This window comes from Aquitalea pelogenes (genome assembly GCF_041914625.1).
GTDB classification, from domain to species: Bacteria; Pseudomonadota; Gammaproteobacteria; order Burkholderiales; family Chromobacteriaceae; genus Aquitalea; species Aquitalea pelogenes.
The window spans coordinates 87255-106609 of record NZ_JAYSDA010000011.1 but is presented as its reverse complement, the minus strand read 5'-3'; the positions used below and the strand labels follow the sequence as shown (position 1 = coordinate 106609).

Below are 19355 nucleotides of genomic sequence, written 5' to 3'. Positions count from 1 at the left end.
CCTGTGCGCATGGTGATAAATGAGGTATTGGAGTTGGAGTGTCAGGGCGACGGAAAGTTGCCACTGGTCTAGCCAAGCAGGCTGAGTGCACTACGCTGGGAAAGATTGGCTTGTGCCTGCACGGCGATGGCTGACTGGCCAAGGATTTGCTGCTGCACCAATTGCGCTGTGGCTGCTGCAAAGTCGGTGTCGCTGATGCGACTGTTGGCTGCCTGGGCATTAAGTGAGGCATTTTGCAAATTACTGATGGCCGCAGCAAATTGATTGCTGGCTGCACCCAGCTGGGTGCGCGAGTTGCCAATGGTGGCAAGGTCTGCTTGCATCTGCGATTGTGCTGCAATGGCGCTGGCGGGGCTGGACAGATCAATGGTGCCGGTGGCTGCCAGATTGGCATTGTAGCTGTTGAGGCCTCCACTGGAAGGCGAGGCTGACAGATTGCTGGTGCTGACGTTGATCTGGTTACCACTGCCGCCATTGGGTCCAACCTGAAATTGCAGGCTGTTATTGCTGCTCAGTAGTGCCGTGCCGTTGTACTGGGTGTTCTGGATAATGGCCGAGTTGCTTTGGGTGAGCTGATCCACCTGTTGTTGCAAGGCCTGGCGATTGCTGCTGTTGAGGGCTGCATTGCCGGCCTGGATGGCTAGTTCCTGAATCTGCTGGGTATTGCTTTGCAATTGCGATAGGGCGCTGTCGGCAGTTTGCACCACGGAAATCCCGTCCAGTGCATTGCTGCTTGCCTGATTATCGCCGCGAACCTGCGCCTCAAGGGATTGTGACAGGGCTGTATTTGCAGCATTCACTGCAGCATTGTTCAGTTGTGTGCCGGACGAGAGCTGTTCCAGAGTCTGTTCGGTTTTCTTGCGCGATTTCTCCAGCTGGGCCTGTGCACTTAGAACACTAGAATTGCTGCCGATGGTTAACATGTCATGCTCGCTTACAGTACAGTCAGATCACGGCCTTAACTATAGTTTCAGTCTTGCTGCTTAACCAGTATTTACACAAAAACACCCGCCTGGAGCGGGTGTTTACTGTTGTATTGCTAATAAAACTCAGCGAGAAGCAGGTTTGGCAGGTGTGCCGGCAGACTGTGTCAGCACTTCGTAGCCGGTTTCGGTAACCAGAATGGTGTGCTCCCACTGCGCCGACAAGCTGCGGTCCTTGGTGGCGACTGTCCAGCCATCGCCCATCATGCGCAGGTGACGTTTACCCTGGTTGATCATCGGTTCGATGGTGAAGATCATGCCGGCTTCCAGTTTGAGCCCGGTGCCGGGGCGGCCATAGTGCAGGACTTGCGGCTCTTCGTGGAAGCGCTTGCCAATGCCGTGGCCGCAGAACTCTTGCACCACACTGTAGCCGCTGGCTTCGGCATATTGCTGAATCGCATAGCCGATGTCACCCAGTGTGGCACCTGGTTTGACCTTTTCAATACCGCGCCACATGCATTCATAAGTAATCTTGCACAGACGGCGGGCATGCTCGCTGACTTCGCCAACATAGAACATGCGGCTGGTGTCGCCGTGGTAACCATCCTTGATGACGGTAATGTCGATGTTCATGATGTCGCCGTTCTTCAGCGGCTTGTCATTGGGAATACCATGGCACACCACGCTGTTGATCGAGGTGCAGATTGACTTGGGGTAGGGGTTGTGGCCGTCCGGCGCGTAGTTGAGCGGAGCCGGAATGCAGCCTTGCACATTGACCATGTAGTCATGGCAAAGCTTGTCGATGGCCTCGGTGGTGACACCGGGTTTGACGAAAGGCGTGATGTAGTCGAGTACTTCGGAAGCAAGCTTGCCGGCGATACGCATTTTCTCGATATCGGCGGCTGTTTTCAGTTCAACGCTCATTGTGGTGGTCTTGGTGTGTGCGGCAATGTTCCATTCTAGCAAATGATGAAAAAACGGGCATCCCGCAGGACGCCCGTTTTACAGTTTGTTGCTAAGCGATGTTCAGCTTAGAACGCTACCTTCAGGCCAACACCGAAGGCTTGCGGGTCAACACCGGCTGCCAGAGCGGCAGAGGAGGTACCTACACCGGAAGTGTAGATGGAGGTGTTGGCAAAGTTAGCGCTTTGGGCGCTCTTGTTGGTGATCTTGGTGTAGTAGCTGAACACCTTGGTGGTCTTGCTCAGGTTGTAGTCAACACCCAGAGCCCACTGATGAGCCTTGTAGTTGTCTTCAGTACCTGCCGCAGCACCCTTCAGGCGACCCAGCGAGCTGTATTCCAGTTTCACGGTAGCAGCGCCGATATCCTGGCCAACAGACAGGGTCCAGTCATCTTGCTTCAGAGTAGTGCCAGTGGTGGTGGAGTCAAAACGACCGAATTCATAACCGGCACCCACGAAAGTACCCGTGGCGAATTTGTAGCTGGTAGCCAGTTTGTAGAAGTTGGTGTTTTTGCCGGAGAAGGTGGTTGCGCCTTTGTAATCGCCTTTGTCATTCTGACGATCCCAGCCCGCTGCAACTTGCAGGCCACCGTTGGTGTAGTTGGTTGCCAGGGAGATGCGGGAGGCATTGGTACCATTGGTACGGGTTTCATCAACACCGTAAGAAGCACCAATCTGGAAGCCGGACCAGTTCGGGGAGAAGTAGTGGATGGAGTTCTTCAGACGGGTTTCTGCACGGCTGTAAACCTGACCGGAGCCGTTGTTTTCAGCGGTGGTGTCGCCGAACAGGTTCAGGCCGATGTTGGTCATTGCCTTGTAAGCGGAGTCATTCTGACCCAGCAGTACTTTACCGAAAGTGCCGTTGTCCAGGCCTACGAAGCTGTTGCGGGTGGCGAAGGTGGCAGTTTCGCCCTTGTCGTTGGTGCCGCCTTGTTCAAAGTACTTCAAGCTGCTTTCAACCTGCCAGATGGCCTTGGTGCCATTGCCCAGGTCTTCGGTGCCCTTGAAGCCGATGCGGGAGTTGTCATCCACGACGCGGGTGCGGGATTTGTAATCGGAAGCAGAGCCGGCGGTAGCGCCGGTGGCTTTGGTGGATTCGATGCTGCTGCTCAGGAAACCATAAATGGTAACGTCGGCGTGAGCGGCGAACGGAACGGCGAACAGGGTTGCAACCAGTGCGGCTAAGCTTTTCTTGTGCATCATCAGTGCTCCATCAGGGGTTTTGTGTTTCGTTATGCGTACTGGCTGTGGCGGAACTCTATATTTGAGCCGTCCAGGACGTCAGTACTGTCGAAGTTTAACCACAAAATGTGACGGCGATGTTGCAGTAATGATGCAGATCAAGCCTCGCCAAACCGGATTTGTTGTATTTACGCCAAAAACTTGTTGGGGTAGATCTCGTCGATCAGTGTTCGACAATCGACAATACGCAAATCATTGTCCTTGGCGAAATCCATCAGAAACTGGAAGACCTGCGGATCGATCTTCTGCAGCTTCTTGTCGACGGCAACGCAACGCACACCTTCGAGCAGCATGGGGCGGACGAAGGCGTGGTAGGAAAGTTTCTGATCGCCACCGAAAGAGGCCAGGATGCCTGCCAGACGTTCTGCCCAGTCGCTGGGGCGGAAGGTGCGGCCTTCGGAGGTGAGTCCCTGGATGACTACTTCATATGGATTGCAAATCATGGTGATTAACCGGAGTGTGCTCTTTAAGGTGTGGTCTCTGTATTTATCTATAGCAAAGACAGTGTTGTTGTATTGGACTGTCTTTGTTGCAAGGCAATAGCGGGTTTACCCGCAATTTTACCTGAAAATCAGATGCGCTTGAATGGCGGTAACGAGGACAACAGTTTTTTTCCGTAACTTTGTTTCACCAGTCGGTTGTCCAGAATGGTGACGCGTCCATAGTCGCGCTCGGTGCGGATCAGGCGACCAACAGCCTGGATCAGCTTGATGGATGCTTCGGGAACGGTGAGTTCGACAAAGGGGTTGCCGCCGCGCTTTTCTATCCAGCGTGACAGGGTTTTGCCTACCGGGTCGTCCGGCATGGCAAATGGCAGTTTGGCTATGATGACGTGGACGCAGCTTTCCCCAGGCAAGTCCAGCCCTTCGGAGAAAGAGTCCAGCCCGAAGATGACGCTGGCCTGGCTATTCTTGAGACGGGTATGGTGGGTTTCCAGCAGCACGGATTTGGGAATCTCGCCCTGAATCAGCAACTGGCTGCGCAGGTTCTCCGGCAAGGCAGCCGCCACATCCTGCATTTGCTTGCGTGAGGAAAACAGCACCAGCGTACCGACGGCTTCTGCGGTATCAATCAGCTTGGGCAACCATTCGACGATTTCCCTGGTATGGCCTTGCGGGTCCTTGGGGCTGGTCAGCATGGGTGGCAGGTAGAGTTCACCCTGCTCGGTGAAGTTGAAGGGCGAGTCCAGTGCCACGCAAGTCACTTGTGGCAGCCATTTCAGGCCGGTTTGCCCAAGCAGCAGGTCAAAGGCACCAAGCGAGCGCAGGGTGGCCGAGGTGAGTACGGCTCCGGCGGCTCGACGCCACAAGGTGGCTGCCAGGCTGGCCGCTGCGCTGACTGGGGATGCGGAGAATATGTAGTCTCCCTTGCCCTCAATGCGACGGGTGATCCACTTGGCAATGGGCGGTGCGCTTTCTTCTGTTTCCTTTTCAAACAGATCCCACACGGCCATCAGCTGTTCGGCACGGCCGTTGAGAAAACCGATATCGGCGGCGGCTTTGTCAATTTGCGTGGTATCGCTGCCTTTTTCCTTGCGCGCTTCGGTCAGTGCATCATTCAGTGCGGCCAGGTGCTTGAAGATGGCGCGGGCGGCCATGGCCATATTGCGTGCCGGCTGTTGCAGACGCTCCGGCAACTGGCCGTCTTCCATCAGCCAGGTGGGTTCCATGTTTTCACTGTTGGCGCTGAGGGCTTCCTCGCCGCTGAGCAGCCACAACCATTCATTCAGCGTTTCCATGCAGGCGCTGGTGGCATCCATGGCTTGTGCAGTGATTTCCACCTTGCCGGTCAGCGTTTCCACCCGGGCGGCCGTGGGGGCGACCTTGTCCAGCCAGCCCATGGCCTGGGCCAGTGAATGTTCGGCCGAGAACTGGTTGATGGCCTTTTTGGCCAGATGGTGCGCCTCGTCGATGCAGTAGTAGCTGTCTTCCGGCGCGGGCAGGATGACGCCGCCGCCCATGGAGACATCCGCCAGCATCAGGTCGTGGTTGGCCACGATGACGTCTACGGTTTCCAGCGTGTCGCGTGCCAGGTAGAACGGGCATTCCGGCCGATTGGGGCAGGCGGCTTTCAGGCAGCCGTGACGGTCGTTGGTGACCCGGCTCCACAAGCCGTCCTCGATCACTTCTTTCCAGGTGTCGCGGTCGCCGTTCCAGCGCCGGTAGTAAAACTCATCGGCCATGCTGCGCAGGGCTTCTATTTCGCCAGCCTGCGGCTTGCGGTCCCATAAGGCCAGCATCGGGTCTGGGGCCAGCAGCTGGCCTTGGGCATTTTCAGCGGTCAGGGCGTAGATGCGCTGCGGGCACAGATAACGGCCGCGGCCCTTGGCCAGCGCGAAGGTGAGCGGCAGGCCGCTGTTTTCCACCACGAAGGGCAGGTCGCGGTTGACCAGCTGCTCTTGCAGGGCGACGGTGGCGCTGGTGACCACCAGTTTTTTGCCGCGCGACCTAGCCATCACGCCACCGGCCAGCAGGTAGGCCAGGCTTTTGCCAACACCGGTTGGCCCTTCGATCACCGCGATGCTTTCACCCTCGCGGTTGGGATAAGCATCGCCTTGCTTTTCCAGGCTGCGGGACAGGGCGTTGGCAATCTCGGCCAGCATGCGCCGTTGTGCCGCGCGCGGGCGGAAGCCCGGCAGGTTGTCGGCAATGGTGCGGTAGTGGTCGCGAATGGCGTCTTTTTCGGCATCGGTCAGCATGGCGCGATTGTACCGCAAGCTGAGGCTGATTTAGCGGCTAAAGCGTCATGGATTTTCGTTTGTGCGCAAATGGTGCTTTGCAAAATGACGACGCACTCAGCTTGTGGATACGATAGCCAAATTCATCAAGCGTGATCAGCAACGGCACAAGCTTCGCGTGAAAGCGGTTGGCTTGTGACAAGAATTGACTGAGACGTTTTGCGTACGCATGGACAGACAAATAACAAGTACGCAGTGTTCTGCACACAGGAGAAATGAGTTGATGACACCCGTTAGCCGCGTTCTGGTGGTAAGCGATGATGCAAAGTGGCAGTCCGACGTTCTGGCCGGGCTGGGTGCCGTGGCCGTGCGGCTGGAAAATCCTTATGGCCTCACCTTTATTGGCGCCTCCCGTCTGAAGGAGGCAATGGACATCATCCGGCGTGATGGTGATATCCAGGCCGTGCTGGTGGACAAGCAGTTGCAAGAGAAGGGCCTGAATCAGGCGGCGGTGACGCTGGCCAACCAGATCAGTGATTTTCGCCCGGAATTATCCTTGTATGTATTGCTGATGGATGATGACGAGCGCGTGCTGGTGGAGAATCTGGCCAGTCACGCGGTGGATGGCTATTTCTACCGCGACGAAACCGACTACAACGGCTGGTTCCGTATCCTCACTGCCGAACTGGCGGAAAAGTCTGCCACGCCGTTTTACGACAAGCTCAAGCAATATGTGCGCATGGCCAAGGATTCCTGGCACACTCCGGGCCACGCGGGTGGCGATTCGCTCAAGGGCAGCCCGTGGGTGGGGGATTTTTACGACTTTGTCGGCGAGAACATGTTGCGCGCCGACCTGTCCGTTTCCGTGCCGATGCTGGATTCCCTGCTGCACCCGACCGGGGTAATTGCCGAGTCGCAAAAACTGGCCGCCAAAGCCTTTGGCGCACGCAAGACCTATTTCGCTACCAACGGTACCTCCACCTCCAACAAGGTGATCTTCCAGACCTTGCTGGCCCCGGGTGACAAGCTGCTGCTGGACCGAAACTGCCATAAGTCCGTGCATCACGGGGTGATTCTGTCCGGTGCCTTGCCGGTGTATCTGGATTCTTCCATCAACAAGCAGTACGGCATTTTCGGTCCGGTGCCCAAGGCCACCATTTTTGCCGCCATCGAAGCCAACCCGGATGCGCGGGTGCTGATTCTGACTTCCTGCACTTATGATGGCTTGCGATATGACCTGGTGCCCATTATCGAAGCTGCGCACGAGAAGGGCATCAAGGTGATCGTGGATGAAGCCTGGTACGGTTTTGCCCGTTTCCACCCGGCTTTCCGCCCCACGGCACTGGAGTCCGGTGCCGACTATGTCACGCAAAGCACCCACAAAATTCTGTCCGCCTTCTCGCAAGCCAGCATGATTCACGTGAATGACCCCGGATTTGACGAGCATCTGTTCCGGGAGAATTTCAATATGCATACCTCCACCAGTCCGCAATACAACCTGATTGCCAGCCTGGACGTGGCACGCAAGCAGGCGGTGACCGAGGGCTATCGCTTGCTCGACCGTACGCTGAAGCTGGCGGAGGAGCTGCGCGACAAGATCAATTCCACCGGTGCCTTCCGCGTGCTGGAGCTGGAAGACCTGCTGCCAGAGGAGATGCGCGAGGACGGCATCAGGCTGGACCCGACCAAGCTGACCGTGGATATCAGCCAGTCCGGCTTTACCACCGATGAGCTGCAGCACGAGCTGTTCGAGCGATACAACATCCAGGTGGAGAAATCCACCTTCAGCACCATCACCCTGTTGCTGACCATGGGTACCACGCGCAGCAAGGTATCACGGCTGTATGATGCGCTGCTGCGACTGGCCAAGGAAAAGCGCGCACCGCGTGCTGTCGGGCGGATGCCGGAGATTCCGCGTTTTTCCCGCCTGGCCTGCCTGCCGCGCGACGCGTTTTACGAAGCCGGCGAGCGCCTGCCCTTGCTGGATGATGATGGCCGTCCCAATGCCGCGCTCAATGGCCGGGTGTGTTGCGACCAGATCGTCCCTTACCCGCCTGGCATTCCCGTTCTGGTGCCGGGGCAGGTGATTGACGACAGTATCCTGTCTTATCTGGCGCGTCTGCAAAAGACACAAAAAACCATAGAAATGCACGGACTCGCTGAAGATGGTGGGGAAATGTATGTCAGAGTGCTAAAAGATAGGGAGCTTTCGCATTTGCCTGACAGATTGTTGTTTGGCTGAGACCTTGTCAGAATGGTCAATTTCCGATAAATATAACAATTGTCGCAAATATATAAATCCAGTATCCAATTGATACGGTATTGCGACACCAGTTAACTGACTTGAGACCTGCGTGTAGTAATGTGCCATTGCGCATGAAGACACACACCGTGTTCTATGCGCGATGGTCTTTTTTTTTGGAAATCTTACCCATGAAGCAAGTAGGACATTACCTGCAATTCAGCGACCTGAATCACGAGGAGTATCGTCACATCTTCGAGCGTGCCAAGGTTCTGAAGCGACGACACAGCGAAAAACAGCTGTATCAGCCGCTGGTAGGCCGCGTAATGTCCATGATCTTCGAAAAGAATTCCACGCGTACGCGGGTTTCCTTTGAAGCCGGCATGGCCCAGCTTGGCGGTCATGCGATGTTCCTGGACACCAAGACCTCCCAGCTGGGGCGCGGTGAACCCATTGAAGATACGGCACGGGTGCTGTCGCGCATGAGCGATATCATCATGATCCGTACCTTTGAGCAATCGCTGGTCGAACGTCTGGCTGCGCATTCCAAAGTGCCGGTCATTAATGGCCTGACCAATGAATACCACCCCTGTCAGATTCTGGCCGACATCTTTACCTTCATCGAGCATCGTGGCTCGATCAAGGGCAAGACCGTTGCCTGGATCGGCGATGGCAACAATGTATGCCGTACCTGGCTGCAGGCAGCCAAGATTCTTGGCTTCAAGCTGAAGGTGGCAACCCCGGTAGGTTACGAGCTGACCGTGCTGGATGGCGAACACTACGGCCCGGAACACTTCGAGCCCAGCCATAGTGCCGTCAAGGCCGTGGAAGGTGCCGACCTAGTCACCACTGACGTGTTCACCAGCATGGGCTACGAGGCCGAAAGTGCCACCCGTCTGGAAGCATTTGCCAGCTATCAGGTCAATGCCGAACTGATGAAGCATGCCAAGCCGGACGCATTGTTCATGCACTGCCTGCCTGCCCATCGCGGCGAGGAAGTGACCGCCGAAGTCATCGACGGCCCGCAGAGCGTGGTATGGGACGAGGCGGAAAACCGCATGCACGCCCAGAAAGCCCTGATCGAATATCTGCTGCTTGGTCATCAGTACGACTGAACCGGCAGGACAACCCACTAGATTCGCTGGAAAGAAAACGCATCATGTCTGACATCAAAAAAGTAGTGCTGGCCTACTCCGGTGGCCTGGATACCTCCGTCATCCTGAAATGGCTGCAAGACACCTACCACTGTGAAGTGGTCACCTTCACCGCCGACATCGGCCAGGGTGAAGAAGTGGAACCGGCCCGCAAGAAAGCCATTGCGCTGGGTATCAAGCCGGAAAACATCTTTATCGAAGACCTGCGCGAAGAGTTCGTGCGCGACTACGTTTACCCGATGTTCCGTGCCAACGCCATCTACGAAGGCGAGTACCTGCTGGGTACTTCCATCGCCCGTCCGCTGATTTCCAAGCGCCAGATCGAAATCGCCAATGCCGTGGGCGGCGATGCGGTATCGCACGGCGCCACCGGCAAGGGTAACGACCAGGTGCGTTTCGAGCTGGGTTACTACGCTCTGAAACCGGACGTCAAGGTGATTGCGCCGTGGCGCGAATGGGACCTGCTGTCCCGTGAAAAGCTGCTGGCCTATGCTGAAAAGCACGGCATCGACATCAGCAAGAAAAAGAACGGTGGCAGCCCGTACTCCATGGATGCCAACCTGCTGCACATCTCCTACGAAGGCACCGTGCTGGAAAACCCGGCAGCCGAGCCGGAAGAAGATATGTGGCTGTGGACGGTCAGCCCGGAAAATGCCCCGGACCAGGCCGAATACATCGAGCTGAGCTACGAAAAGGGTGACATCACCGCCATCAACGGTGTGGCCATGTCCCCGGCACAAGTGCTGACCGAGCTGAACCGCCTGGGCGGCAAGCATGGTATCGGTCGTCTGGACATCGTGGAAAACCGTTACGTGGGCATGAAGTCCCGTGGCTGCTACGAAACCCCGGGCGGCACCATCATGCTGAAGGCACACCGCGCCATCGAATCCATCACGCTGGACCGCGAAGTGGCCCACCTGAAGGATGAGCTGATGCCGAAGTACGCCAAGCTCATCTACACCGGCTACTGGTGGAGCCCGGAGCGTCAGATGCTGCAAGGCCTGATCGACGCTTCGCAAGCCACTGTTAACGGCTGGGTACGTCTGAAGCTGTACAAGGGCAATGTCATCGTTGTTGGTCGCGAATCCAAGACCGATTCACTGTTCGACCCGAACATCGCCACCTTTGACGAAGACGGCGGCGCATACAACCACGCCGATGCGGCCGGCTTCATCCGCCTCAATGCCCTGCGCATGCGGATTGCCGCCAACGCTAAACTCAAGCGCGGCTGATTGACCCCGTGAACAAAACCGCCTTCGGGCGGTTTTTCATTTGGTGCAGTAGCCGAGCGGCGGAAAAGTTGAGAGCGGGATCAATGCGGCGTATCGTAACGACTTTGTTTGTCTGACTGACAGATGTCACGACAAATCATGTGAGCCCACCACTGCATTCATCAAGGAACATCAGGGTGTCTGAAGAGCAATTTACCGATATTTCCATGGCCGTGTGCCTGACCGGCCTCATCATTTTCATGGGCTTCATCATCTGGGATCTGGGCAAGAAGTCCCAGGCGGGCAAGATGGGTACCGCCATCCTGTTTCTGGTGCTGGGTTTTGGCGTGGTGGGCTTTATCTTCAAGAACGTGCTGGTGGAGTTTCTGGTGCTCAAGTAAGACCGAGCGGCAGCACCAGGATAAAACGGGTTGGCATGTGCCAACCCGTTTTGCATCTGGATCAGATAAGCCGACAAGCAGTTTCAGCGCTGCGGTGACAGGATCAGGCGCAAGCCCAGTGCGATGAAAATGCTGCCGGCAATGCGGTCCAGCCACTGACTGGCCTTGGGGGTACGGTTCAGCCAACTGCCAATGGCACCGGCAAAATAACCCAGGCTGCCAAACAGCAAGGCTGCTTGTGCTGTGAAGATCAGCCCCAGAATAGCAGTTTGCCAGCCACTATGGCCCTGTGCCGGATTGACGAATTGCGGCAGGAAAGCCAGGAAGAACAGCACCACCTTGGGGTTGATGGCATTGGCGATCAGGCCCTTGCGAAAGTGGGCAGACAGCGGCGTGTCATCAACCGAACCCTTGTCGGCCTTCAGGCTGCTGCCCCGGCTGCGGATGGCTTGCCAACCCAGATAAACCAGGTAGGCACCACCAGCAAATTTCAGCAGGCCAAAGGCCGTGGGCGAGGCCGCAATCAGGGCGCTCACACCCAGTGCGGCCAGCAGGGTATGGGTAATGCAGCCCAGCGCGCAGCCCAGGCCAAATGCCATGCCCTGACGACGGCCCTTGGCAATGCCCAGGCTCAGTACCATCAGGTTGTCCGGTCCGGGGGAGAGGGTGATCAGCATGGCGGCGGCCGTGAAAGCCGCCAGTTGTTCGGGGGTGACGATCATGATTGCTTGCCTGCGCGGGTTAAAACAGCATGATTGAAGATTTGCGCTCAAACGACAAGCGGAATGTGCCAGTGTCATGCCTTGCGAGTGCGGACAGGCTAGATGCTGTCGATATCAAGGGGCGGCGGGTGACAAGGCGGCATACAGTCTCTAAAATTGCGCCATTGAGCTATTCAGCCTTACAGGATCTCCCATGCCGTCTTTTGATATTGTTTCCGAAGTCAATAAAGTAGAAGTGCGCAACGCCGTTGAGCAAGCCAACAAGGAAGTGTCTACCCGCTACGATTTCAAGGGCAGCGATTCCCGCATCGAGCAGACCGACAAGGACATCACCCTGTATGCCGACGCGGAATTCCAGCTGGATCAGGTCAATGACATCCTGGTCAACAAATTGTCCAAGCGTGGCGTTGATGTGCGCAGCCTGGAGTATGGCAAGCTGGAGAAGGTCAGTGGCAACAAGGTGAAGAAAGTGCTGACCGTGAAGGAAGGCCTGGAAACCGAAATGGCCAAGAAGATCGTCAAGATCATCAAGGATGCCAAACTGAAAGTGCAGGCCAGCATCCAGGGCGAGGCAGTACGTGTGTCCGGTGCCAAGCGCGACCTGCTGCAAGAATGCATTGCCCTGCTGCGCAAGGAAATTGCCGACGACAAGGAAAATGGTGTACCGCTGCAGTTCAACAACTTCCGCGACTAAGCCTGTTTTCCTTATATGCAGAACCGGCCCACTGTGGCCGGTTTTGCTTTTGCAGGGCGTCCCTCCTACAATACGGCCCTTGTTGAATAGACAGCAACCTGAGTATTGGAATCAGCATGTTACGCATTACCGAATTGAAACTGCCGCTGGATCACAGTGAGGCAGAACTCACCGATGCCATCGTGGCCTTCCTGGGCATCAAGCCGGCCGACCTGAAAAACTACACCGTATTCAAGCGCAGCTACGATGCGCGCCGTGGTGTGATGAGCCTGGCCTACATCATCGACATGGAAGTGGAAGGCGAGGCCAGGTTGCTGGCCCGCTTCAAGGGTAATGCCCATGTGCTGCCCACGCCGGATACCAGCTATCACTTTGTCACCCAGGCACCGGCCACGCTGCAGAAGCGTCCGCTGGTGGTGGGCTTCGGCCCCTGTGGCCTGCTGGCTGCGCTGGTACTGGCCCAGATGGGTTTCAAGCCCATCGTGCTGGAGCGCGGCAAGAAAGTGCGTGAGCGTACCAAGGATACCTGGGGCCTGTGGCGCAAGAATGTGCTGAACCCGGAATCCAACGTGCAGTTTGGTGAAGGCGGGGCCGGTACTTTCTCGGACGGCAAGCTGTACAGCCAGATCAAGGACCCGCGCCATCTGGGCCGCAAGGTGCTCACCGAGTTCGTCAAGGCCGGCGCGCCGGAAGAAATCCTGTTTATCGCCAAGCCGCACATCGGTACTTTCCGCCTGGTGAGCATGGTGGAAAAAATGCGGGCGGAAATCGAAGCGCTGGGTGGTGAAATCCGCTTCCAGCAGCGTGTCACCGACCTGCACATCGACAACGGCCACATTCGCGGTGTGACGCTGGCCGATGGCAGCCAGATCGAGGCGGATCATGTCATTCTGGCGCTGGGGCACAGTGCGCGCGATACCTTCGAGATGCTGCACCAGCGTGGCGTGTTCATGGAAGCCAAGCCGTTCTCGGTCGGTTTCCGCATCGAGCACCCGCAAACCATGATCGACAAGGCGCGCTGGGGCAAATATGCCGGTCATCCCATTCTGGGTGCTGCCGACTACAAGCTGGTACACCATGCCAGCAATGGACGTGCGGTATACAGCTTCTGTATGTGTCCGGGTGGTCAGGTGGTGGCAGCCACTTCGGAAGAGGGGCGCGTGGTCACCAATGGCATGAGCCAGTATTCCCGTGCCGAGCGCAATGCCAACTCTGGCATGGTGGTGAGTATCAACCCGGAAGACTATCCGGGTGGTGCGCTGGCTGGCATTGCCTTCCAGCGCGCGCTGGAAAGCCACGCCTATGTGCTGGGTGGCAGCACCTACGAAGCACCTGCCCAACTAGTGGGGGACTTCCTGGCTGGACGTGCCTCCACGGCGGTGGGCTCGGTCGAGCCTTCCTATCAGCCTGGCGTGCACTGGACCGACCTGTCCACCGCGCTGCCGGATTTCGCCATTGCGGCCATGCGCGAAGCCCTGCCCGAGTTTGGCAAGAAAATCCGTGGCTACGACATGCACGATGCGGTGCTGACTGGCGTGGAAACCCGCACCAGCTCGCCACTGCGCATCACGCGTGGTGAGGATTTGCAAAGCCTGAACGTGAAGGGGCTGTATCCGGCCGGTGAGGGTGCTGGCTACGCCGGTGGTATTTTGTCTGCCGGTGTGGATGGCATCCGCGTGGCCGAGGCGGTGGCATTGAATATGGCAGCGCAAGCCTGACGATGTGTCCCATGAGCTGACAGGCAGCCTGCTTCACGCGTGCTGGCTGTCTGGCCGGGTAATGGTTTTACAGTAATCAATCAATACCGATGTTGTTGCCGGGCGCTTCTGAGGAAGCGCCTTTTTTATTGGAATTTTGAATTTTGATTTATTAATCGCTACGGCTGGCAAAGGGAGTGTGTGTGTAATGAAAATGCGATGATGAAACTGTCTTAGTTGATGGCCTATTATTTTGCAGATATTTCAACCTGTACTAAAGGCCGATTCGCGGTTATTTGGTAATGCTTGTAGCTGATGATGAGAGTGCTATAAGCAAGATATTTCCCGCCAAATGACTGGGGTGTGTGATGAAGCTTTCATCAAGATTGTTAATATCCATTCTGGTATCAGTATTGACCATGTTGATTCTGGTTGTGATGGCAATCAGTTTTGAAAAAATGGCAGATCGCAGACTGGATGATGCGTTGAATAATCTGCTGCCATCAGTCAGGGACTTGAATAGTGCCGTTGATGCATTTGTAGAAATGCGGACCGATGCCAACAAGTCATTATTGGTCGATTCTGCCGATGAGCGTAAAAAGCTGCTGCAAATGTTTCAGGCGGCAGCAGTGCTGCTGAAGCAGGCGTTAGATCGATATGAAAGCAATAATCTGTATGATCAGCAAGACAAGGAATTGCTCTTTAAGGATAGGAACGCTTTTGAACACTACAATAAAGTGGCGCTGTCGGCACTTGCTATGGAGTCGACCGGGACCGGGCGTAGCCTTGCTCTTGCGCAATTCTTGAATGGGGATGTCAAGATGGCGGCTGAGGCATTCATGCGCGCTATTCGTGAGCATATTGCCTACAACATGAAAATTGCAGAGAAGATTCAACGTGAGGATGCATCCGCTTCGGCCCGCAATGGGCTTATACTCTCTTCCGTTGCCGGAATTTCTTTTCTGATATTGTCGCTTGTATATTTAAATGTTTACCGGGCTATCGCAGGTGGCCTGGCTGAAATGAAATCCGTTATTCACCAGTTGAACAAGGATAAAAACCTTACCGTGCGTCATGTGCGAAAGGGTAGGGATGAAGTCAGTGATGTGCTGAATACCGTGAACGCACTGATTGAGAATCTGCATCATAACTTTGGCGAAATGCAGACCAGTGCTCGCGCCGTGATGGTGTCTTCCAGGGATTTCAGTCAGTCAGCCAAGGAGGTGGCCCTGGCTTCCAGCCAGCAGAGTGAAGCGTCTGCCAGTATGGCCGCTTCGATCGAACAAATGACGGTTGCGGTGAACCATATTGCCGAACGAACAACCCATGCCCGCAACCTCGCACATGAAGCCGGAACGCTGGCACATCAGGGCTCGGCCACCATCAGCCAGACCATTCAGGATATCCGTGAAATTTCCCAGGCAGTGGAGAAGTCGGGGGCCAGTATCCGCGAGCTGGAAAACTATAGCAGTACAGTGAATACCGTGGTGCTGGTGATCAAGGATATTGCTGACCAGACCAATCTGCTGGCCTTGAATGCCGCAATTGAAGCTGCCCGGGCGGGAGAGTTGGGGCGGGGATTCGCGGTGGTGGCGGATGAAGTACGCAAGCTGGCAGAACGTACTTCGGTTTCCACGCAGGAAATCGCACAAACCATTCATGCCATGCGAGATAAATCCAGCCAGGCCACCGAGCAAATGAAAGTTGCCGAAACGTTGGCGCGTCTGGGCGTATCCAGGGCCGATGATGCGGATCAGGCAATCAACAAGATTGGTGATGCGACGGTCAGTACCGTCAAAATGGTGGAGGAAATGGCGATTTCCATTGCCGAGCAGGGTCAGTCGGCCAACAGTATTGCCCATCGCATCGAGCAGGTGGTGCAAATGGCAGAAGCATCTTCCGCCAGTGCGGCAGATGCTGCACGTAATGCGAGTCAATTGCTGACGCTGGCGGAGCGGCAAATCGGCATCATTCAGCAGTACATCTTGTAAATCTGTCGAGAGTACTTGCAGCAAAACGGGCCTTCGCCATCACTGGCAAAGGCCCGCAGGCTTATGGCAAGCAGAAAGATTTACAGCTTGATCAGGGTGCTCTTCAGTTCGGTGTACTTTTCCAGCGCGTGCAGCGATTTGTCGCGACCATTACCCGATTGCTTGAAGCCGCCGAAGGGGAAGTTCATGTCGCCACCTTCGTCATAGCAGTTCACCCAAACCGTACCGGCACGCAGGCGACGCGAAACCTGGTGTGCGGTGCTGACATTGGAAGTCCATACCGCAGCGGCCAGGCCGTACTCGGTGTCATTGGCAATGCGGACAGCTTCGTCGATGGTATCGAAAGTGATGACGGACAATACCGGCCCGAAGATTTCCTCACGGCAGGTGGTCATGTCCGGGCGCTGGCAATCAAAGGCAGTCGGTTCAATGAACAGGCCCTTGTCGGTATGAGCCGCCTTGCCGCCACAAATCAGGCCGGCACCTTCGCTGATGCCCTTGTCGACGTAGGACAGCACCTTGTCGTACTGGATCTTGTCCACAATGGCACCCATGCTGGTGGCCGGGTCCAGCGGATCGCCCGGATACCAGCCTTCGGCAGCCTTCTTGAATTCAGCCAGGAATTGTTCCTTCACCTTGCTGTGTACCAGCACGCGGGAACCGGCGGTGCACATTTCACCCATATTGAAGAAAATTCCACCGGCGGCAGTGCGGGCTGCCTTGGCGATGTCGGCGCAGTCTTCCAGCACGATATTGGGTGATTTGCCACCCAGCTCCAGCCACACGCGCTTGAGGTTGGACTGTGCGGCATAACCGGCAATCAGCTTGCCCACGCCAGTGGAGCCGGTGAATGCCAGGCAATCCACGTCCATGTGCAGGGCCAGCGCCTTGCCGACTTCACCGGCACCCGGCAATACCTGGAAAATGCCATCCGGAATACCGGCATCCTTGGCCAGCTGGGCCAGGCGAATGGCGGTGAGCGGAGACTTTTCCGAAGGCTTGACGATGACGGCATTGCCGGCCGCCAGCGCAGGGCCGAATTTCCAGCTGGCCATCAGGATGGGGAAGTTCCACGGCACCACTGCAGCCACCACGCCAATGGCTTCACGGGTGACCAGACCTACCAGCTTGGGGTCCACCGGTGCCACTTCGCCGCCAATCTTGTCGATGGCTTCGGCAAACCATTCCACGCAATACGCCGCACCCGGCACATCCACCGTGGTGGAGTCGCCAATCGGCTTGCCCATGTCCAGGGTTTCCAGCAGCGCCAGTTCGTCACCATGCTCGCGAATCAGTGCGGCAAAACGCTTGAGGATCTTACCGCGTGCCAGCGGTGCCAGTTCGGACCATGCACCCGATTCAAAAGCAACGCGGGCTGCCTTGACCGCTGCATCCACTTCCGCCTCGCCACACCAGGCGATGTCGGCCAGCTTCTGGCCGTTGGCCGGGTTGATGCAGTCAAAGGTCTTGCCATCGGCGGCGCTGGTGTAAGCGCCGTTGATGAAAGCGCGGCCTTCGATATTGAGTTCGGCAGCAAACTGTTTCCACTGTGCATGGGTACGAGCCATTGGTGTTCTCCTGATGTTATATGCGGTGATCCCGGTTGCTCGTGACTGGCAACCGTCAATCAGAATGTGGGCGGCGAGCTGGCACTGACGATTTCACAGATTTCCTTGCCTGCATTGCGAAAGCGGTGCGGCAGTTTGCTGTCGAAATAGTAAGAGTCGCCCGGGCCCAGGACACGGGTTTCATTGTTGACCGTGAGTTCAATCGAACCGGCAATGACAACACCACCTTCCTGACCCTCATGCGTCAGCATGTCAGGCCCGGTGTCGGCACCCGGTTCGTAATGTTCTTTCAGGATGGCAATGTCACGCCGTTCGTGCGCAGTGCCAACCAGCAGCAATTTGATTTGATCATTGCCCAGATTGGGTAAATCCTTGGCCTGATAGAACACGCGTGGCTGTTGCGGCTCTACATCAAAGGTAAAGAATTCGGCCAGCGTCATGGGCATGCCTTCCAGCACTTTCTTCAAGGAGCTGATCGACGGGCTGACGCGATTTTGCTCGATCAGCGAGATCGTGCCGTTTGTCACGCCTGCCCGTTTGGCAAGCTCGCGTTGCGAGAGTCCGAAGCGCTCTCTGACCACTCTCAATCGTGCTCCAACATCCATCTGGCGGTTTCCATCTATGTTAAGAATTTTAGACGTTCCATCATACGGGTTTTTGATCGTATCCTGCATCTGTTGTTGCGTCGCAAAATCAAATTATTTTGCAAGTTTTCGAGTTTATAGCCAGAATCGACCACATGAATCAAGTGCGCTGTGGATTTTTTTAAACATCTGCAACAGTATATTTGATCAAACCTTGGCTTGTTGCAAGAACCGTGGCATGCTGTTTCGTGCTGGTATCCTGCACGGTGACAACATACTTTCATCTGCCCAGTTGTTTCGGCCCTTCAGTGTGGTTTCGAGCCTGGCTGTTCAGATGCGGTATGAATAGCCAGGTGGGGTAAGGTGACGTGGTGGCGTAGCTGTTTTTGCTGTCACGACAGCCTTCCTTATGTATGTCAGCAGCAGGCGGCAAGGCAGTAACTGTCGGCATCCGCAAGGCGGACGCCTAAATCGAGTAAACGAGGTCCTTATGCAGCAACCGATCATCGGCATTCCGTGTGACGTCAAACTGGTTAGCGGTTTGCCATTTCACGCGGTTGGCGAGAAATACATTGCAGCTGCCGCAGGTGGCGTTGGTGGTATCCCTGTGCTGATTCCGGCGCTGGGAGAAGATGCACCACTGCGTGAATATCTCAAGTTTGTGGATGGCGTGCTGTTGCCTGGCTCGCTGTCCAATGTAGAGCCGCATCGTTATGGCGGAGAAGCCAGCCGCCAGGGAACACTTCATGATCCGGCGCGTGACGCAACCACGCTGCCGTTCATCGACCTTCTTCTGCAAGAAGGCATCCCGCTTCTGGGTATTTGCCGCGGTTTCCAGGAAATCAATGTTGCACTGGGCGGCGAACTATTCCAGCACGTACAGGAAGAGCCAGGCTTCCGCGATCATCGCGAGCCGGATACTCAGAATCTGGATGAGATGTATGGTCTGGCACATGTCTTGCACCTGCAACCGGACAGCTTGCTCAAGAGCTGGCTGGGGCAGGATGAAGTCAAGGTGAACTCGCTGCACCAGCAAGGTATCAAACTTCTGGCCGACCGCCTGATTGCGGAAGGCGTGGCGGATGACGGGCTGGTGGAAGCATACCGGGTCAGGGATGCCAAAGGCTTTGCCTACGGCGCGCAGTGGCATCCGGAATGGAAGTACTGGGAAAACCCGGTGTCCATGGCCATTTTCAACGCGTTCGGTGACGCTTGCCGCGCGCGTCGTGCCAGCCGCCAGGGCTGAGACGCACGTCATCCAGAGCCGGTTTACCGGCCACTATGGAA

The 19355-nt window shown here is 56.2% G+C and carries 16 protein-coding genes; 8 read left to right on the top strand and 8 right to left on the bottom strand.

Annotated elements, in window-relative coordinates:
• Positions 1-68 precede the first annotated feature (68 nt).
• From ACE3SE_RS11120 to dinG, 5 genes are all read right to left on the bottom strand, one after another.
• Positions 69-923 carry a flagellin N-terminal helical domain-containing protein gene (locus tag ACE3SE_RS11120; protein ID WP_374555277.1) on the bottom strand — a complete coding sequence of 285 codons (855 nt, stop codon included), beginning with the start codon at positions 921-923 and terminating at the stop codon, positions 69-71.
• Between the two features lie 126 nt (positions 924-1049).
• Positions 1050-1847, bottom strand: coding sequence for a type I methionyl aminopeptidase (gene map, locus ACE3SE_RS11115; protein ID WP_045848606.1), 798 nt, complete (start codon positions 1845-1847; stop codon positions 1050-1052).
• A gap of 107 nt (positions 1848-1954) precedes the next feature.
• Positions 1955-3088, bottom strand: coding sequence for a porin (locus ACE3SE_RS11110; RefSeq protein WP_242673528.1), 1134 nt, complete (start codon positions 3086-3088; stop codon positions 1955-1957).
• A gap of 167 nt (positions 3089-3255) precedes the next feature.
• Positions 3256-3570 carry a DUF3579 domain-containing protein gene (locus ACE3SE_RS11105; RefSeq protein WP_045848607.1) on the bottom strand — a complete coding sequence of 105 codons (315 nt, stop codon included), beginning with the start codon at positions 3568-3570 and terminating at the stop codon, positions 3256-3258.
• 128 nt (positions 3571-3698) lie between these two features.
• The gene (gene dinG, locus ACE3SE_RS11100; RefSeq protein ID WP_374555294.1) at positions 3699-5825 is read right to left on the bottom strand and encodes an ATP-dependent DNA helicase DinG; all 2127 of its coding nucleotides are present in this window, start codon (positions 5823-5825) and stop codon (positions 3699-3701) included.
• Positions 5826-6087: 262 nt separating this feature from the next.
• Here dinG and ACE3SE_RS11095 point away from each other — a divergent pair, with 262 nt between their 5' ends.
• The 4 genes from ACE3SE_RS11095 (at position 6088) to ACE3SE_RS11080 (ending at position 10812) form a co-directional block, all read left to right on the top strand.
• Positions 6088-8046: an aminotransferase class I/II-fold pyridoxal phosphate-dependent enzyme gene (locus tag ACE3SE_RS11095; RefSeq protein WP_199103351.1), complete on the top strand. Its 1959-nt coding sequence runs from the start codon at positions 6088-6090 to the stop codon at positions 8044-8046.
• A gap of 191 nt (positions 8047-8237) precedes the next feature.
• The gene (argF, locus tag ACE3SE_RS11090; protein WP_045848610.1) at positions 8238-9161 is read left to right on the top strand and encodes an ornithine carbamoyltransferase; all 924 of its coding nucleotides are present in this window, start codon (positions 8238-8240) and stop codon (positions 9159-9161) included.
• Between the two features lie 44 nt (positions 9162-9205).
• Entirely contained in the window at positions 9206-10432 is a 1227-nt protein-coding gene (locus tag ACE3SE_RS11085) for an argininosuccinate synthase (protein ID WP_374555273.1), read from the top strand.
• A gap of 206 nt (positions 10433-10638) precedes the next feature.
• A complete protein-coding gene (locus ACE3SE_RS11080; protein ID WP_233160942.1) occupies positions 10639-10812 on the top strand; it encodes a DUF2788 domain-containing protein in 174 nt (57 codons plus the stop codon).
• Positions 10813-10895: 83 nt separating this feature from the next.
• On the opposite strand, the gene ACE3SE_RS11075 is transcribed toward ACE3SE_RS11080, so the two are convergent.
• A complete protein-coding gene (locus ACE3SE_RS11075) occupies positions 10896-11534 on the bottom strand; it encodes a LysE family translocator (protein ID WP_374555271.1) in 639 nt (212 codons plus the stop codon).
• Between the two features lie 193 nt (positions 11535-11727).
• Between ACE3SE_RS11075 and ACE3SE_RS11070 the strand changes: the two genes are divergently transcribed.
• From ACE3SE_RS11070 to ACE3SE_RS11060, 3 genes are all read left to right on the top strand, one after another.
• Positions 11728-12228 (top strand): YajQ family cyclic di-GMP-binding protein, encoded by a 501-nt coding sequence (locus ACE3SE_RS11070; RefSeq protein ID WP_045848614.1) that lies wholly within the window; start codon positions 11728-11730, stop codon positions 12226-12228.
• A gap of 116 nt (positions 12229-12344) precedes the next feature.
• On the top strand, positions 12345-13946 hold the full coding sequence (locus ACE3SE_RS11065) for an NAD(P)/FAD-dependent oxidoreductase (protein ID WP_374555269.1): 1602 nt from the start codon (positions 12345-12347) through the stop codon (positions 13944-13946).
• A 347-nt stretch (positions 13947-14293) separates the two neighbouring features.
• Positions 14294-15916, top strand: coding sequence for a methyl-accepting chemotaxis protein (locus ACE3SE_RS11060; RefSeq protein ID WP_374555267.1), 1623 nt, complete (start codon positions 14294-14296; stop codon positions 15914-15916).
• A gap of 80 nt (positions 15917-15996) precedes the next feature.
• Here ACE3SE_RS11060 and ACE3SE_RS11055 read toward each other — a convergent pair whose 3' ends face one another.
• A complete protein-coding gene (locus ACE3SE_RS11055) occupies positions 15997-17484 on the bottom strand; it encodes an aldehyde dehydrogenase (protein ID WP_374555265.1) in 1488 nt (495 codons plus the stop codon).
• Between the two features lie 59 nt (positions 17485-17543).
• Positions 17544-18158: a cupin domain-containing protein gene (locus ACE3SE_RS11050; RefSeq protein ID WP_231588940.1), complete on the bottom strand. Its 615-nt coding sequence runs from the start codon at positions 18156-18158 to the stop codon at positions 17544-17546.
• 400 nt (positions 18159-18558) lie between these two features.
• On the opposite strand from ACE3SE_RS11050, the gene ACE3SE_RS11045 reads away from it, so the two are divergent.
• Positions 18559-19314 (top strand): gamma-glutamyl-gamma-aminobutyrate hydrolase family protein, encoded by a 756-nt coding sequence (locus ACE3SE_RS11045; RefSeq protein ID WP_374555263.1) that lies wholly within the window; start codon positions 18559-18561, stop codon positions 19312-19314.
• The last annotated feature ends 41 nt before the right edge of the window (positions 19315-19355 follow it).